The sequence below is a fragment of the Aeromonas sp. CU5 genome (genome assembly GCF_002586745.1).
GTDB lineage: Bacteria > Pseudomonadota > Gammaproteobacteria > Enterobacterales > Aeromonadaceae > Aeromonas > Aeromonas sobria.
Window position 1 is genome coordinate 3,248,140 of sequence record NZ_CP023817.1, and the last position, 17,121, is coordinate 3,265,260.

General features: G+C 57.2%; 17 protein-coding genes. 12 read left to right on the forward strand and 5 right to left on the reverse strand.

All coding sequences use genetic code 11. The features are described 5' to 3' along the window. Positions 1-90: 90 nt before the first annotated feature. Both CK911_RS14440 and CK911_RS14445 read left to right on the forward strand, forming a co-directional pair. On the forward strand, positions 91-675 hold the full coding sequence (locus CK911_RS14440; protein WP_068979511.1) for a single-stranded DNA-binding protein: 585 nt from the start codon (positions 91-93) through the stop codon (positions 673-675). A gap of 151 nt (positions 676-826) precedes the next feature. Continuing rightward, positions 827-1,570, forward strand: coding sequence for an ABC transporter substrate-binding protein (locus CK911_RS14445; RefSeq protein ID WP_098970801.1), 744 nt, complete (start codon positions 827-829; stop codon positions 1,568-1,570). 72 nt (positions 1,571-1,642) lie between these two features. Here the strand turns inward: CK911_RS14445 and CK911_RS21595 are convergent, their stop codons facing one another. Beyond that, positions 1,643-1,768: a hypothetical protein gene (locus CK911_RS21595; protein ID WP_262364666.1), complete on the reverse strand. Its 126-nt coding sequence runs from the start codon at positions 1,766-1,768 to the stop codon at positions 1,643-1,645. Between the two features lie 460 nt (positions 1,769-2,228). Here CK911_RS21595 and CK911_RS14455 point away from each other — a divergent pair, with 460 nt between their 5' ends. The 4 genes from CK911_RS14455 to CK911_RS14470 all read left to right on the forward strand — a co-directional run bounded on the left by CK911_RS14455 (position 2,229) and on the right by CK911_RS14470 (position 5,941). Beyond that, the gene (locus CK911_RS14455) at positions 2,229-3,131 is read left to right on the forward strand and encodes a cation diffusion facilitator family transporter (RefSeq protein ID WP_098970805.1); all 903 of its coding nucleotides are present in this window, start codon (positions 2,229-2,231) and stop codon (positions 3,129-3,131) included. 146 nt (positions 3,132-3,277) lie between these two features. Then, positions 3,278-3,562, forward strand: coding sequence for a DUF3811 domain-containing protein (gene yjbD, locus CK911_RS14460; protein WP_005340165.1), 285 nt, complete (start codon positions 3,278-3,280; stop codon positions 3,560-3,562). A gap of 513 nt (positions 3,563-4,075) precedes the next feature. After that, the gene (gene cspA / locus CK911_RS14465; RefSeq protein ID WP_005316548.1) at positions 4,076-4,288 is read left to right on the forward strand and encodes an RNA chaperone/antiterminator CspA; all 213 of its coding nucleotides are present in this window, start codon (positions 4,076-4,078) and stop codon (positions 4,286-4,288) included. A 294-nt stretch (positions 4,289-4,582) separates the two neighbouring features. Then, positions 4,583-5,941: an NCS2 family permease gene (locus CK911_RS14470; RefSeq protein ID WP_068978992.1), complete on the forward strand. Its 1,359-nt coding sequence runs from the start codon at positions 4,583-4,585 to the stop codon at positions 5,939-5,941. A 132-nt stretch (positions 5,942-6,073) separates the two neighbouring features. Here the strand turns inward: CK911_RS14470 and CK911_RS14475 are convergent, their stop codons facing one another. The 4 genes from CK911_RS14475 to treR all read right to left on the reverse strand — a co-directional run bounded on the left by CK911_RS14475 (position 6,074) and on the right by treR (position 10,987). Continuing rightward, positions 6,074-6,685 carry a sugar O-acetyltransferase gene (locus CK911_RS14475; protein ID WP_098970808.1) on the reverse strand — a complete coding sequence of 204 codons (612 nt, stop codon included), beginning with the start codon at positions 6,683-6,685 and terminating at the stop codon, positions 6,074-6,076. 3 nt (positions 6,686-6,688) lie between these two features. Then, positions 6,689-8,350, reverse strand: a complete 1,662-nt coding sequence (gene treC / locus CK911_RS14480) for an alpha,alpha-phosphotrehalase (protein WP_098970810.1) — start codon at positions 8,348-8,350, stop codon at positions 6,689-6,691. A gap of 66 nt (positions 8,351-8,416) precedes the next feature. Continuing rightward, entirely contained in the window at positions 8,417-9,847 is a 1,431-nt protein-coding gene (treB, locus tag CK911_RS14485; protein ID WP_098970812.1) for a PTS trehalose transporter subunit IIBC, read from the reverse strand. Positions 9,848-10,039: 192 nt separating this feature from the next. After that, a complete protein-coding gene (treR, locus tag CK911_RS14490; protein ID WP_098970814.1) occupies positions 10,040-10,987 on the reverse strand; it encodes a trehalose operon repressor TreR in 948 nt (315 codons plus the stop codon). A 135-nt stretch (positions 10,988-11,122) separates the two neighbouring features. Between treR and CK911_RS14495 the strand changes: the two genes are divergently transcribed. From CK911_RS14495 to pbpG, 6 genes are all read left to right on the forward strand, one after another. Beyond that, the gene (locus tag CK911_RS14495; protein WP_098970816.1) at positions 11,123-12,073 is read left to right on the forward strand and encodes an AEC family transporter; all 951 of its coding nucleotides are present in this window, start codon (positions 11,123-11,125) and stop codon (positions 12,071-12,073) included. A 187-nt stretch (positions 12,074-12,260) separates the two neighbouring features. Then, entirely contained in the window at positions 12,261-12,455 is a 195-nt protein-coding gene (locus CK911_RS14500; RefSeq protein ID WP_098970818.1) for a heavy-metal-associated domain-containing protein, read from the forward strand. Between the two features lie 130 nt (positions 12,456-12,585). Further along, positions 12,586-13,644: an L-asparaginase 2 gene (ansB, locus tag CK911_RS14505; protein ID WP_098970820.1), complete on the forward strand. Its 1,059-nt coding sequence runs from the start codon at positions 12,586-12,588 to the stop codon at positions 13,642-13,644. 204 nt (positions 13,645-13,848) lie between these two features. Further along, the gene (locus CK911_RS14510; protein WP_098970822.1) at positions 13,849-15,141 is read left to right on the forward strand and encodes a hemolysin family protein; all 1,293 of its coding nucleotides are present in this window, start codon (positions 13,849-13,851) and stop codon (positions 15,139-15,141) included. Positions 15,142-15,158: 17 nt separating this feature from the next. Continuing rightward, on the forward strand, positions 15,159-15,824 hold the full coding sequence (locus CK911_RS14515) for a DedA family protein (RefSeq protein ID WP_042021519.1): 666 nt from the start codon (positions 15,159-15,161) through the stop codon (positions 15,822-15,824). A 151-nt stretch (positions 15,825-15,975) separates the two neighbouring features. Beyond that, a complete protein-coding gene (gene pbpG / locus CK911_RS14520) occupies positions 15,976-16,803 on the forward strand; it encodes a D-alanyl-D-alanine endopeptidase (protein WP_098970824.1) in 828 nt (275 codons plus the stop codon). Positions 16,804-17,121: the final 318 nt, after the last annotated feature.

The following is a 17,121-nucleotide window of genomic DNA, read 5'->3' on the forward strand; positions in this document are numbered from 1 at the left end:
CGATAACAGCATGGGAAAGAGAAAAGCGCGGTAACTCATTTGGTTGGCCCAGGCTTTGCCTGGCCGGAATATAAAGGTGGAAGAGAGATTATGGCCAGTCGAGGCATCAATAAAGTCATTCTGATCGGTAACCTCGGGCAAGACCCGGAAGTACGCTACATGCCGAGTGGTGGCGCGGTGACCAACATTACTCTGGCCACCTCGGAATCCTGGCGCGACAAGCAGACTGGTGAGCAAAAAGAGCGTACCGAATGGCACCGTGTAGTATTCATGGGCAAACTGGCCGAAGTAGCCGGTGAATACCTGAAGAAAGGCTCCCAAGTCTATGTAGAAGGCAAGCTGCAGACTCGTAAATGGCAAGATCAGGGTGGCCAGGAGCGCTACACCACTGAAGTGCTGGTCGACAGTTTCAGTGGTGTCATGCAGATGCTGGGTGGCCGCCCACAAGGTGGCGCCGGACAAGCTATGGGTGGTCAAAGCCAAGGCAACTGGGGCCAGCCGCAGCAGAGCATGCCAGCCCAGCAGCCGATGAACCAGCAGCGCCCCGCTCCGGCTCCGCAGCAAAACATGCAGCAACCGCAAGGCGGTTATGGCCGTCCGGCCCAGCAGCCACAATCTGCGCCGCCGGTTTATAACGAGCCGCCGATGGATTTCGACGACGATATCCCTTTTTAAGAACAGAAATATTGAAAAGGCCCTGATAAATCAGGGTCTTTTTTTATGCATTCAAGGCTGAGCCTGTCAGCCAGACAGGAATATGACGTTTTATGGCGGCCTCTCTTATGGTGATGGATATTCTCGACAGGAGCGCTTTGTGAAAGGTGCAATGCAGCTGATCACCCCTTTATTGCTACTGCTGGCCAGCTTGATGCCCGGCCAGTTACTGGCCAAGCCACTCAAGGTTGGGGTCAGCTTTGCCATTCCCCCCTATGTCATCAAAGACACTCACCGTGGCATCGAGCTGGATCTGCTGAAAGAGGCGTTCGCCGGTAGCGGCTATGAGCCCAGCTTTGAATTTCTGCCGCTGGAGCGAACATTCCGCCTGTTCGAGTCAGGAAAGCTGGATGCCATCATCAATGTCAGACCCGGCATGGTTGATCCCCACTTTCTGACCCGGCCCGTTATTACGTTCCATAACCGGATCTTCACCCTGCGCAGCACCCATATCAGTACCCTGGACGATCTGCATACAAAGCGAGTCACCGCCTTTCAACGGGCAAGGATCATTCTGGGGGGCGCGTTCGCCACCATGGCCAACCAGAATCCCCACTATGAGGAGGTAGCCAAGCAGCAGGGGCAGGTGCATCAGTTGATGCGCGGCAGGGTCGATGCCGTGGTACTGGAGGAGCGGGTGTTCTACTACTATCTGGACCAGCTGATCGCCGCAGCCCAGACTGGCGAGCGCTACCAGCGCAATCAGGTCAGGCAGGCGGACCTCTTCCCACCCACCCTCTATCACTTTGCCTTCCGTGTGGCCGATGTCCGCAATCTGTTTGATGAACGCCTTGAGGCAATGCGCCAGGATGGTCGCTATCGCCAGATTTTCGCGGCTTACGGCGCCACGCCGTGAGCCACAAACATAAAAGCCAGCCGGTAAGGGCTGGCTTTGTACTGGCTCCGAAGGAACAGCAGTAGAGGAGCGTTACTTCATTGCGCTGCCGTTTTTCAGATCTGCTTTCTGACGTTTGGCTTCGCGTTTCTCTTTCAGTGATAGCTGCGGTTTTTTCTTGGCATCTTTGCCGTTGTGATGTTCTTTGTTACTCATCATCAAACTCCAAAAATGTTATCTAGACAGTTGGAGCCGCAAGGGATCCAGCATGCCATCCGAATCATCAACTTCAGTACGCTTGGTGTGATGGCAGGGGCCATCAACAGAACCAGCATACCCTCCACTCGAATCCGGATCCAGCCTCATTCTCACCAAAAAATAGCTACGAGCAGCCCCTTGGGGCATCAAGCCCAATGGGCTCGATACGAAAAACCAAAAAAGAGTGATTTGCATTATTAAATGTTGTCACGCTTATATTAAGGCAGCGCTTCCGAGATATTTTCACGGATAAATATAAATCTCTCTCATTATTTATTGCCATTCAAGCGGCCACCATTTTAATAAGCATTCGCAATATCACCAGAAACATCAGGTTACAACACCTAATAGGTTATTTCCGGTCAGCCAGATATAATGCGCGCCGCACCGAAATATCCGTTTTTATTCAGGAAGCTGTGACATGAACAGAAAAACCAGAGCAGCCATGGTATCCGTCTGCTCCAATATCAGCCTGATCATCATGAAGGTAATGGCAGGTATCGCCAGTGGCTCGGTCAGTATCATCTCGGAAGCCATCCACTCCGCGATGGATCTGGTGGCGGCCCTGATCGCCCTGTTCGCTGTGAAAAAGTCAGACCTTCCTCCCGATGAGCGCCACCCCTATGGCCACGACAAAATTGAAAATGTCTCTGGTGTTATAGAGGCCCTGCTGATCTTGCTGGCTGCAGGGTGGATTATTTTCGAGGCGGTCGACAAACTGATCCACCCAGCAGCCATCGAAAGTATCGGCTGGGGCGTGCTTGTCATGGTGATTTCAGCGTTAGTTAACAGTGGTGTATCAGCCTACTTATATAAGGTGGCGAAAGAAGAGGAGTCCGTCGCGCTGGCTGCAGATGCACTTCATCTGAAGGCCGATGTTCTCACCTCCGCCGGAGTGGCTATCGGTCTTGGCGGTATCTGGCTGGCCAGTCTGTTTGGCCACTCACTCGCCATCCTCGACCCACTGGTGGCAATTGCTGTCGCCATCTTTATTGTCAGGGAGGCGATCGGCATGCTCAATGAAGCCTTCCACCCCCTGCTCGACCATAGCATGAGCCACGAGGAGCTGGAGACGACCAGCCGCATCATCACTAAATGTTGCCCTGCCGCCAGCGGTTTTCACGATTTGCGCAGCCGCCGTGCTGGTCGTCGTCGCCATATTGATTTTCACCTCACCCTGCCAACCGAGATGACTATTGGTGAGGCTCACGATATATGTGACCGCATCGAACATGAAATCATAGAGCAACTACCTCACGCCATTGTGTTGATCCATGTCGAGCCAGACGAGCAGATGGCGCTATCTCCACTGGCCATAACCTGACATGCGGTAAACAAGCGCTAAAGTTGCCGCGAAATCTCGGGAACCTGGCTCTAACTGGTGTTTTTGCCGCTGGAATGCCGATTGCATAAGAAGTGATCGGCACAACTGTGTTAGGGTATCTAACCCCCCTGCCGCAGGAGCGCGCTGTGAAAAAGCTGGAAATGAAAGATCTGACCGAGGCTGAAAAAGCTGAAATAGCCTTGTTATTGCAGAAAGCGCAAGCCAATGCAGACCACCAGCTGACCAACGGAGAGCGGAACAAGATCCGTGAAGAGGGTCGCCTGAAAATTGTGGCAGATCGCGCCGAAGCCGCCAAAGCGGCCTCCAAGCTTGCTCGCGAGAAAGCAAAAGAGCGCGCCAAGAATCAGGTACTGCCAGAAACCTTTAGCTGGATAGATTCAGTCAGCAACAAGTTTCGCAGCAAACGCTAATTCCCTGCTTAGTGAAAATGCCCGCTCGCACTTGGTGCTGAGCGGGCATTTTCATTTATAGCCCCGAGCGCGCACGGCCCACAAGCGTGAAGCATTTCAATCTGATCATGATCGTCATCTTTACTGCCAAACCTGGCTACATTAGTGATACAAAAAAGCGTAAGCGAGCTTCCTTAGAAGCGGTTCCCGTTAAAATGGGACATTCTATACACTTGAAATAAATAGCTTTTACCAAAAAACAACCAACCTCACGTTCGTTACAAAAAATTAATATAGAGATAAGGTTTGCTTTAACAATGAGAGCGTGTTTTAATCTCTCTCGATGGTTCGGCAGTTCAGACCTGATTATGTTAGGCAGTCATTTTAGTAAAGCAGTGATTAGTGTAAGCGTTATCCTAGGATAATTCTTACAAAATAATTCTCCTTCTTTAGTGCTCCCCATACGTATTGCTGACGAAAAATCACCGATTGCTACATTTTGTAGCATTTCAAATACTATTTAAGGAAATTATTATGTCTAACAAAATGACTGGTACCGTTAAGTTCTTCAACGCTGAAAAAGGTTTTGGCTTCATCTCCCCGGCTGACGGCAGCAAAGACGTGTTCGTACACTTCTCCGCTATCCAGTCCACCAGCTTCAAAACCCTGGACGAAGGTCAGCGCGTTGAGTTCACCATCGAGCAAGGCCAGAAAGGCCCGGCTGCAGCCAACGTAGTTGGTCTGTAATTCAAGCTTGAGCATATTGCTTGTGGCTAACGCCATTCGCTAATCGCTCAGCAAGAATTTAAAAAACCCGCCTTAGGCGGGTTTTTTGTTATTCCATTTTTCTCACCTATTCCCCTCCTCAGAAACACTTCACACTGACTTTCCTCCCTTTTGAGTCTGCACTTGAACTCCGAATGGGCCCTTTATGCAAAATATTGATGAAAAAGTCAGGTTACCCACTGCATTTTCCGCGAATTCTTGCTATTTTGCGCGCCACAAAAGCAAACGATTTCCTTCACACTTTTAGGATAAGTTATGGCAAAGCAAGATATGGCCGCCAACGGCACCACCGGTGGCTTTTTGGATTCTTATTTTTCCATTTCTGCGCGCGGTAGTAGTGTGCGCCAGGAACTGTTGGCCGGTTTGACCACCTTCCTGGCCATGGTCTACAGCATCATAGTTGTGCCGAATATGCTGGGTGCCGCCGGTTTTGAGCAAGGCCCGGTCTTTGTGGCCACCTGTTTGATCGCCGCCTTCGGCTCCCTGCTGATGGGGCTGTGGGCCAAGCTGCCGATGGCTATCGGTTGTGCTATCTCCCTCACCGCCTTTACTGCGTTCAGTCTGGTACTGGGGCAGGGACTGAGTATTCCGGTCGCCCTCGGCGCCATCTTCCTGATGGGTGTGCTGTTCACCCTGATCAGCATCACTGGCGTGCGCCAGTGGATCCTCGATAACCTCCCCTCCGGTATAGCCCACGGCACCGGCATCGGTATCGGTCTGTTCCTGCTGCTGATCGCCACCAACGGCGTCGGCATGGTGATCAAGAACGAAGGGGCCGGTCTGCCGGTTCAACTGGGTGAAGTGACCTCCTTCCCGGTCATCATGACGGTGCTGGGTCTGGCCGCCATCTTCGGTCTGGAACGTCGCAAGGTGCCGGGCGGCATCCTGATGGTGATTATCGCCATCTCCATCCTTGGCCTTATCTTCGACCCGAACGTGACCTGGCAGGGCTTCTTCGCCATGCCGAGCCTGACTGGTGCGAACGGTTCGCTGGTGGGCAGCATGGATCTGCTGGGCGCCCTCAATCCGGTGGTGATCCCCACCGTGCTGGCGCTGGTGATGACTGCCGTATTTGACGCTACCGGCACCATCCGTGCCGTGGCCGGTCAGGCGGGCCTCATCAACGAACGTGGCCACATCATCAGCGGCGGCAAGGCCCTGACTGCCGACTCTGTTAGCAGCATGGTTGCTGGCGTGGTGGGCGGAGCTCCAGCTGCCGTCTACATCGAATCTGCCGCAGGCACTGCCGCCGGTGGCAAGACCGGTCTGACCGCGGCGCTGGTCGGCGTGCTGTTCCTGATGATGATTTTCCTGTCGCCACTGAGCTATCTGGTACCGGCCTACGCCACCGCACCAGCCCTGATGTACGTCGGCCTGCTGATGCTGGGCAACGTCACCAAGCTGGACTTCAGTGACTCGGTCGATGCGCTGGCCGGTATGCTGTGTGCCGTCTTCATCGTACTCACCTGCAACATCGTTACCGGTATCATGCTGGGCTTCGTGGCGCTGGTCGTTGGTCGTCTGTTTGCCGCCGAGTGGAAGAAACTCAACGTCGGTACCGTCATCATCGCCGTGGCACTGGTGGTCTTCTATGCCGGTGGCTGGGCCATCTAACACTCGCGGCTATCAACACGCGCCGGCACGTTAGTTGCTGTTATAAAAATGCCCCACCTTCCGGTGGGGCATTTTTCGTTTGAGGGGGTGACTTACCCACTTCATCCATTATCTCGGTTAAACCCCCGTAGCTTACCCCTCCATCAGCTCCTCTGCTGTCATGGGCCGCAATACCTTGCAGGGATTACCTACCGCCACCACGTTGGCGGGCACATCTTTGGTCACCACCGAGCCTGCACCGATGACGCTGTTGTCACCGATAGTGACACCGGGACAAATCACAGTGCTGCCGCCAATCCAGACGTTGTGCCCAATCCGCACCGGCTTGCCAAACTCCACCCCCTTGATGCGCGGAGCGACGGCAACGGGGTGGGCCGCAGTGTAGATCTGCACACCGGGTGCCAACAGCACGTTGTCACCGATATGCACCTCGCAGACATCGAGGATGGTGCAGTTAAAGTTGGCGTAAAAATTCTTCCCCACATGGATATTGGTGCCGTAGTCGCAAAAAAATGGCGGGGTAATAAAACAGCGTTCAGCACGGCTACCGAGCAAACGCGTGAGGCGCTCATCCCACCCAGGGGAATTGGTCGACTCCCGGTTCAGTTCACCCAGCAATGCACGACACTGCTCGCGTGCAGCAACCAGCGCGGGATCCCCGGCATCATAAGGCTCCCCCGCCACCATCTTCTGCCACTCGGGGCCACGTACCACAGCCGTCGCCTTCGTCATCACCTCGCTCATCCACTACTCCATCAGCCAGATCAGGGATTCATAAGGGCGCAGCATACCCGATTGCGGTTGGACCGAGCTATCGGGGTAGTTACCCAGCAGCAGCCGACCTTCACCGGTTTGCAGCTCGGCAGGCAAGGTAAACTCCACCGGCTCGCCGTAGAAGTTGCTCACCACCAGCAGGGTCTGGCCGTTGGCACTGCGGGTATAGGCCCAGACTTTCTCATGCCCCGCCAGCAGCTCCTGATAATCCCCCTGCGTGAAGATGGGGTAATCCTTACGCAGGCGAATCAAATCCCGATAGTGCCAGAACACCGAGTTCTGGTCGGCCAGCGCCGCCTCGGCATTGATCTCGGGGTAGTTGGCCGCAGGCGTGAGCCAAGGAGTGCCTGCCGTAAAACCGGCGTTAGGCGCGGCGCTCCACTGCATCGGGGTACGGGAGTTATCGCGGGACTTGGCCCCCAGAATCGCGAGGATCTCGGCCTCGTTCATCCCTTCCGCCTGCTTGATGGCGAAGATGTTGCGGCTCTCCACATCCTGATAGTCATCGATGCTCTGATAGCCGGGGTTGGTCATGCCGATCTCCTCCCCCTGATAGATGTAGGGGGTACCCTGCAGCCCATGCAAGGTGCTGGCCAGCATCTTGGCGGCTACCACCCGATGCTCGCCCTCGTCGCCGAAGCGGGAGACGATACGCGGCTGATCGTGGTTGCACCAGAACAGCGCCGACCAGCCCTTGCCGTGCATGCCGCTCTGCCAGTGGTTGAAGATGCGCTTGAGTTCGAGGAAATCGAACGGCGCCTTGGTCCACTTGTCACCGTTGGGGTAATCCACCTTCAGATGGTGGAAGTTGAACACCATGGAGAGCTCGGAGCCATCCAGTGCACCGTAGCGCTGGCAATGTTCCAGACTGGTCGATGACATCTCCCCCACCGTCATGGCCCCCACCGGGGCGAACACATCGCGGCTCACATCCTGCAAAAATTCGTGGATGCGCGGCCCGTCGGTGTAGAAGCAGCGGCCATCGCCAATCTCGTCGTTGGGGAATGCCTGATCCTTGGAGATAAGGTTGATGACGTCGAGGCGGAAACCGTCCACCCCCTTTTTCGCCCAGAAGTGGATGATGTTTTTCACCTCGGCGCGCACCGCCGGGTTCTCCCAGTTGAGGTCCGCCTGCTCGCGGGCAAACAGGTGCAGGTAGTACTGACCGGTAATCTCATCCAGCGCCCAGGCGCTGCCGCCAAACTTGGATTGCCAGTTGTTGGGCACACCGCCCGCCACCGGATCCTGCCAGATGTAGTAGTCGCGATAGGGGCTGTTCTTGTCCCCCAGCGCCGACTTGAACCAGGCGTGCTCGGTGGAGGTGTGGTTCACCACGATATCCATAACGATGCGGATGTCGCGCGCGTGGGCCGCGGCCAGCAGCGCCTCGAAATCTTCCATGGTGCCGTAGGCGGGGTCGATGGCGTAGTAGTCGGCGATGTCGTAACCGTTATCCACCTGCGGGGAAACGTAGACCGGGGTCAGCCAGAGGGCGTCAACGCCCAGCGTCTTGAGATAGTCGAGGCGGGCCATGATCCCCTTGAGATCACCGGTGCCACGGGCAGCGGAATCCTGAAAGCTCTTGGGGTAGATCTGGTAAATCACGGCACTCTGCCACCAGGGTGTTTGGCTCATGGGTCTTTCTCTTGTCTCGAATAGAAAATGGAGAGGGCGACCCATCGGTCGCCCTGATAACTATGTTCAGGCGCTGGCTTGGGCCAACTTGCCAGCGGCTTGCTGGCGCTTGTAGACCAGCAGGGTCAGTACCACCGGCACCACGATGGCAACCAGCATGGCGACTGAGTAGATGGCCCAATATTGCGGCTGGATGGAGAGGATGCCCGGCAGGCCGCCCACTCCGATGCCGTTGGCCATCACCCCGGCGAAGCCGCAGATAAGGGCCGCTAAGCTGGAACCCACCATGGCGCACAGCATGGGGAACTTGTACTTGAGGTTGATACCGTACATGGCCGGTTCGGTCACGCCCAAGTAAGCCGAGATGGCGGCAGGCACCGAGATCTCCCGCTCGTTCTCCTTGCGGCTAATCAGAATGATGCCCACCACGGCAGAAGCCTGAGCGATGTTGGAGAGCGCAATGATCGGCCAGATCGGCGTACCACCCATGCTCTGCATCAGCTGCAGATCCACCGCGTTGGTGGTGTGGTGGATGCCGGTGATGACCAGCGGCGCATAGAAGAGGCCGAACAGGGCGGCACCGATAGGAGCAAACGAGCCGGTCATGGCGGCCTTGGCAGCGAAGCCGACGCCCTCACCAATCCAGCGACCGAACGGGCCGATAAAGGCGTGGGCCACGATCACCGCCAGCAGCAGCGAGACAAACGGCACAATCACCAGATAGAGGTAGGCCGGAATGATCCGCTTGAGGTTGGTCTCCACCCAGGCCAGGAATACCCCCGCCAGCAGCGCCGGAATAACCTGCGCCTGATAACCCACCTTCTGGATGACGAACAGTCCGAAGTCCCACACCTCGGGGGTCTGCTGACCAATGCCGTAGGCGTTCATCAACTGCGGCGACACCAGCGTCACCCCCAGCACGATACCCAGGATCTCGGAGCCGCCCATCTTCTTCACCGCAGACCAGCAGACGCCCACCGGCAGGAAGTGGAAGATGGCCTCGCCCAGCAGCCAGAGGAAGGCGTGTACCTGAGCCCAGAACTGGCTGATCTCGGTGAGGGTGTGAGTGCCATCGTCGAACATCTTGATGTCACCGATGACGTTGCGAAAGCCCAGGATCAGACCGCCGGTGATGATGGCGGGCAACAAGGGAACGAAGATCTCCGCCAGATGGGAGATGCCCCGCTCCAGCGGATTCATGTTATGACGGGCAGCCTGCTTGGCGGCCTCCTTGCTGCCGCCGCTGACGCCAAGCTCTTCGGTCAGCGCCTTGTACCACTGCTCTACCTCGTTGCCGATCACCACCTGGAACTGGCCGCCCTGGGTGAAGCTCCCCTTCACTGCCGGGATGGTTTCGATGGCCTTGCTGTCGGCTTTGGCCGGATCGTTCAGGACGAAGCGCAACCGGGTCAGGCAGTGACTGACGGTGGCGATGTTCTCCTTGCCGCCGATCTTGTCGATCAGGGTGGCAAGCTGTTGTGCGTTGATCTTGGACATGGGTCTTCCCTCTGTGACGCCATTGAATAGTGGTCTGTATCGCCCTTTTGAGCCAGTCTGTCGGCCGGAGCGTTTTTGGTATCGTTCCCATTTAGCATGCCGACAATCTGGCCAGATCGAAATGGGAACGTTCCCAATTCGTGGCCAGCGTCACAAAAAGTGTGTTTTTTGTTCAGTCGGAAGTGATGGGGCTCACAGGGTTCGGCAGGGGGCTATGGTCACCAACGGAGGCTGCGCCTGCTCAATCTGACCGAGCAGCTGGCGCGCTGCCTGCTCCCCCGCCCCCTTGTAGCCCAGATCGAGACTAAGGGCGTTGGGGAAGAGGAAGCTGAGCATGGGGTTGTTGCCAAGGCCGCTCACCAGCACCTCGCTACGTCCTTGTTCTTGCAGGTATTTTGCCGCACCGATGGCGAGGGTATCGCTGGCGCAAACCAGCGCCTGGGTGGCGGGAGTAAGCAGCTCGGCAGCCAGCCGGTAGCCACTCTGCAGGCTGAGATCGCCGAGGGCGCTGCGCGGGCTCAACCCCTGCTCTGCGCAGTAAGCGAGATAGGCGTCGAGGCGACGCTGGCCGGTGGTGAGATCCGAGGCATCCACCCCCAGATAGGCGATGTCGCGGGCGCCACGGCTGGCCAGCTGCGCCAGCATGGTGCGCACCGCACCGGCGTCATCGAAGCAGACCGAGGAGAAATCGGGATATTCACGGGCGACCAGCACCAGCTTATCTTTCAGCGGGGCCATGGCGGCATAGTCCAAGTCATTGAAGGCGAACAGGATGATGCCATCCACCCCGCGTCGCTCCAGCACCGCCAGATGCTCCTGCACCTTGGCGGGGGAGAACTTGCTCTCCATCAGCACAGCGTCGTAACCGCGCTGGTAGAGGGTCTCCAGCATGCCGCGCACCGCCTGATTCTCCGAGCTGGAGTCGAGCCGCGAGACGATGATCCCCACCACCTGCTGGCTCTGGCTGCGCATGGCCCGTGCCGACTTGCTCGGCACGAAGCCATGCTCGGCGATGATCTGCTCCACCCGCTCGCGGGTCTCCTGCTTCACCTTGGGATCCTGATTAAGCACCCGGGAGACGGTCGACTTGCCGACGCCACTCAGTCGGGCGATATCGAGGATGGTCAGTTTCTTGTCCATGAATTGGCTCACAGGAGGCTAGGCGGTGGAATTGCCCACATTGTTGTGATTAACCCCTGTGAATACAAGCCCATGGCGTTAGAATGCACTCTTGCCCCGCCACCAGGGCGTGTGGGCACAGCACAGGACGCTATCATGGATCTGCTGGCCAGTCTGCTCTTCTCCCTCTCCATCACCGGCCCCATCTGCGTGGTGCTGCTGCTCGGCATCTTGCTCAAGCGGCTGGGATTACTGCCAGATCCTTTTATCGAGTCGGCCTCCCGGCTGGTGTTTCAAGTCACTCTGCCCGCCTTGCTCTTTCTCAGCATTCTGGGTACCAACTTCGCCACCATGCCGAGCCTCTGGTTTATCGGCTATGGCTTGCTCGCCACCGTCATCAGCTACCTGCTGCTGGAGCTGCTGGCAGGGCGTTTTATCACGGCGCAGCGGCTGCGCGGCATCTTCGTGCAGGGGAGCTTTCGCGGCAACAGCGCCATCATCGGGCTCGCCTATGTGCAAAACGCCTACGGCCATGATGGGCTGGGGGCGGCGGCCTTCTATGTAGGCGCGGTGACCGTGCTCTACAACATTCTCGCGGTGATCACCCTCACCCGCAGCCTAGGCGGCGCCACCGGTATCCGCCCCATCCTGCTCGGCATCATCAAGAATCCGCTGATCATCGCCATTGTGGCGGCGCTGCCATTCAGCCTGCTCGACATCAAGATGCCGCAACTGCTGCTCACCACCGGCAGCTACTTCGCCAACATGACGCTGCCGCTGGCGCTGCTTTGCACCGGCGCCTCCCTCAGCCTCGACGCCCTGCGCGGTGGGGCAGCGCTGGCTGGCTGGGCTGCGGTGATGCGCCTGTGCCTGATCCCGGCCGCCTTCACCATGGGGGCGGCCCTGCTCGGCTTCAGCCATCTGGAGCTCGGCATCCTGTTTCTGATCAGCGCCACCCCGACCGCCGCCGCCAGCTATGTGATGACCCGTGCCATGGGGGGCGACAGTGCATTGGCAGCCAATATCATTGCCGTCACGACTCTCGGCTCACTGGTCACCACCAGTCTGGGGGCAACCCTGATGAACTATCTGGGCTTGATGTACTGATATCTTTGCCTTGCCGGAGTCGGCTACGTGCAGGCACTCTCATCATCGCCACCACGACCCTGGACTCGCAGGTCACTGCAAGTCTGGGGGCAACCCTGATGAACTATCCGGGCTTGATGTACTGACATCTTGACCTTGCCGGAGGCGGCAGCTTTAGGCTGGCGTTCATCAACAGAGGAGATACACCATGACCATCGAACTCACCGTGTCCGGCATGTCCTGTGGTGGCTGCGCCGCCAGCCTGCAAAAAGCCCTGCTGGCCCAGAGCGCGGTCGCTACGGCTACCGTCGATTTTGCCAGCAGCAAGGCCGTTATCGAAAGTGATCTGAGCAAAGCAGCACTGATCGCCCTGATCGAAGCCCAGGGCTTTCAAGCAGGTTAATTTATCTCTATAGAGGTATAAAACAGGTTAAAAATCTGTACTCACCTGTCTTTTGGTGAGTTTTATCACAACAAACCGCTACAGAAAGCGCAAAATCGCTGCAATTTCCCCTATCAGAAGGATTTGCCGCATGACCTTACCGATCCGCAAGACCCTGCTCGCCGCCGTTGTTGGCCTGACCCTCTCCCCCATGGCGATGGCCCTGCCCAGCGTCCACATTCTGGCCACTGGCGGCACCATCGCCGGTGCGGGTCAGTCTGCCACCCAATCCAACTACGAGGCGGGTAAAGTCGCCATCGAAACCCTGATTGCCGCCGTGCCCGAGATGAAAAACGTGGCCGATGTGCAGGGTGAGCAAGTGGTCAAGATCGGCTCCCAGGACATGAACGACGAGGTGTGGCTCAAACTGGCCAAGCGGGTCAACGAGCTGTTGGCCAAGGATGACGTGGACGGTATCGTCATCACCCACGGCACCGACACCATGGAAGAGACCGCCTACTTCCTCAACCTGACCGTCAAGAGCGACAAGCCGGTGGTACTGGTTGGCGCCATGCGCCCCTCCACTGCCATGAGTGCCGATGGCCCGCTCAACCTCTATAACGCCGTGGTCACCGCCTCCGACCCTAGCTCCAAGGGCCGTGGCGTGATGGTAGCGATGAACGACACCGTGCTGGATGCCCGCGACGTCACCAAAACCAACACCACCGGGGTGCAGACCTTCGCCTCTCCAAACTTCGGCCCGCTGGGTTACATCCACAACGGCAAGATCGACTATCAGCGCACACCGGCCCGCCTGCACACCAGCAAAACGCCGTTTGACGTGAGCAAGCTCGACAAGCTGCCGCAAGTGGGCATCGTCTACAACTATGCCAACGCCACCGATCTGCCGGCCAAGGCAATGGTAGATGCTAAGTTCGACGGCATCGTCAGTGCTGGCGTGGGTAACGGCAACCTCTACCACACCCTGTTCGATACCCTGACCCAGGCGAGCAAGGATGGTATCCGCGTGGTGCGCTCTGCCCGTGTACCGACTGGCGCCACCACTCTGGATGCCGAGATCGACGATGCCAAATACGGCTTTGTAGCCTCTGGCACCCTCAACCCGCAAAAATCCCGCATCCTGCTGATGCTCTCTCTGACCCAGAGCAAGGATCCAGCCCAGATCCAGCGCTGGTTCCAGCAGTTCTGATCAGATCAGCCTGACAGACCATACCAAGGGCGGGATTTCCCGCCCTTTTGCATCAGCCCACCCCATCCGGATCATCTCTGTCAGCCATGCTTAGTCAACGTCATAAAATGAACCCGCTGCAACACCTGCTTTCACAAGCACATCTGCGCCAAATTCATTACACTGCCCACGATCTTCTCTCTCTCTAAGAGGCACGACTGCAGTATGGAAATCTTGATCCTGTTGGGATTGATTTTGCTTAATGGCATTTTTGCCATGTCAGAAATCGCCATTGTCACCGCTCGCAAAGCGCGCCTTGGCAAGCTTGCCAGTGAAGGCAACCGTTCCGCCGCTATCGCCCTCAAGCTGGGCGAAGATCCAACCAACTTTCTCTCCGCTGTGCAGATCGGCATCACCAGTATCGGCCTGCTCAACGGTATCTATGGTGAGTCCCTGCTGGCGCAGCCCTTCTCGCTCTGGCTGCAGGAGTGGGGACTCTCGGCTAAAAGTAGCGGCCTGCTCGCTACCGTTATCGTCATTGTGGTTGTCACCTACCTCTCCATCGTGGTGGGGGAGTTGGTGCCCAAACGGCTGGGGCAGCTGAATGCCGAGCGCATCGCCTGTCTGGTGGCTCGCCCCATGCACTGGCTCGCCACCCTGACCCGCCCCTTCGTCTGGCTGCTGTCAGCCTCGACCAATGCCGGCCTGCGGCTGCTGCGGGTCAACCAGAATGGCAATAGCAACGTCACCGAGGAGGAGATCCACGCCATGCTGGTGGAAGGGTCCGAAGCCGGGGTGATCGAAGACCACGAGCACACTATGCTGCGCAACGTGTTTCGGCTTGACGAGCGCAGCCTCTCCTCACTGATGGTGCCACGCAGCGATATCCACTATCTGGATCTGGCCCAACCGCTGGCGGTCAACCTGCAACGACTGGTGGAGTACCGCCACAACTTCTTCCCGGTCTGCAATGGCAGCCTGTCGGAGCTGGTGGGGATCATCAACGTGAACACCCTGCTGCTGGCCTATATCAAGGGCGAGCCCATCGATCTGGCGGCCCTGACCGAGGAGGGTAGCCTGCTGCCCGAGACCCTGGACGGCCTGGAGCTGCTCAACCATTATCGTTCCCATGCCGAGCACATGGTGCTGGTGGTTGATGAATATGGCGAGCTGCAAGGTCTGGTCACCCAACAAGATCTGCTGGAGGCACTGGCGGGGGATTTCCAGCAGGAGGATGGCTCTGATAACTGGGCATTCCAGCGTGCCGATGGCAGCTGGCTGCTCGACGGCCTGATCCCGCTGCCGGAGTTGAAGGACTGCCTGGAGCTGGTTCGGCTGCCAGAAGAAGAAAAACATCACTATCACACCCTTGGAGGGCTTATCATGCTGCTCCTTGGTCGTGTTCCAAAAACCGGAGATCTGGTGACACTGGAACAGTGGCAACTGGAGATAGTTGACATGGATGGTCTGCGCATCGACAAGGTGCTTGCCATGCCCTTGACCGATCAACCCAGCTAACCTGCGGAGTTTGCAAGATGGAGCAGTTTTACCAACTGGCTCACGCCTTTATGAATCATGATCTGAACACCCTTTCCGATCCCAAGATGGCCTTCATGATCTGTGGTGTGATTTTGACGTTTCTGGTATTGGAAAACGGATTCATCCCTACCGCCTTTCTACCCGGCGACAGCCTGCTGATCCTCACCGGTGTGCTGATTTATCAAGACGTATTGTCCCTCGGGGTGATCCCGCTGTTGATCATGGCCACCTTTGTCGGCACCTGGCTTGGCTATATGCAAGGGCGCGTCCTCGGCCACACCCAGATGTACCATCGGCTGATGTCCCATGTGGAAGAGCGACACCAGCAGAAGGTTTACCACCTGCTGGACAAGTACGGGATCATCACCCTGATCACCGCTCGCTATATCGCCTTCGTGCGCACCGCCTACCCCTATATCGTCGGTGCCACCGAGCTGCCGCAGGGGCGCTTTCTCATCGTCAACCTGATCAGCTCCATCATGTGGATCTGCCCGCTGGTCGGTTTTGGTTATTACCTGAGCCATACCAAGCTGGCAGCGGAATACCAGACCCAGTTCCTCAACATCATCATCTATCTGCCGGTAGTGCTGCTGGTGGGTGGCATGGTGGCACTGGTCTGGCGCTGGATCAGCAAACGCAGGGCAGTACAGCCACGGGATTGATCTGTCACCCAAACCTAAAAGCCCTCACCCGAGGGCTTTTTTGATCGCACTTTTGCGCAAACAGCATAAATAGTCTCGAAAGGCCCTTGTAAAGCAGGGGCAAAAATGAGTGAATCTAGCGCCTTTTTTGGATGGGAATGGAGTCGGTTGTATGCGGTATCGGATTCGCGCAGTAGCGCTGGTTGTCGGCTTGATGGGAATGCTGGGATTGCCTGGGGTCAACGCCGCCCCCAACCCTGCCAAACTGGATGTTCGCTCCAGCAGCGCGCTGGTTCTTGATGTCAACACGGGCAAGACCCTCTATCAAAAAAATGCCACCAAGGTGCGCCCCATTGCCTCCCTCACCAAGCTGATGACCGCGTTGGTAGTGCTGGATGCCAAACAGAATCTCAGTCAGACCCTGACGGTTGACAAGAACGATCTGGATCGGGTCAAACACACCCATTCACGCATCCGCATGGGCACCAAGGTGACCCGCCGTGATGCGCTGCATCTGGCGTTGATGTCCTCAGAGAACCGGATGGCCTCCGCACTGGCGCGTCACTATCCGGGTGGCCGCAGTGCCTTTGTGCGGGCGATGAACAACAAGGCCAGACAACTTGGGATGCGCAATACCCACTTCTACGACTCCACCGGCCTCTCAACCCGTAACGTCTCTACCGCCCAGGATCTGGGCAAGCTGGCAGCAGCGGCCTATCGCCAACCGCTGATCCGCCAGTTCACTCAGGATGAGAACCGGGAAATGCAGTTCAGCTCACCGGCCTACAGCCTGATGTTCAACAACACCAACCCGCTGGTGAAAAACCCGGATTGGGATGTGCGCCTCTCCAAAACCGGTTTTACCGATGAAGCGGGCCGTTGTCTGGTGATGCGCGCCAAGCCCGACCGCCAGGAGCTTGCCATCGTGCTACTCAACTCGGTGGGCAAACGCACCCCGATCGGCGATGCCAACCGCATTCGCAAGTGGCTGAAAAGCTGAATTGACCTTCTCACGTCAAAAGGATGCTGCGGCATCCTTTTTTATTACCCGTAAAACACCACTGCTGGTGGTACAAGGAGTTGGCTGTTCCGCCCTGAGCGATGACATGGCACGCTATCCGCCGTTGCAGTAACAGACATACAGAGCGCAGGCAGAAGCGGTGATAGAGATGGTCAGAAGACCGGTACCCAATAGCGGGAAGCGAAGCAGAAGAGATGACAAGAGCAGATCGACAGTACGGTGAACGACCCGTCACCACGGAAGCAGATCCGCACCACAGAGGTGAATTTCGCATATAAAAAAACAGCCCCGACCTGA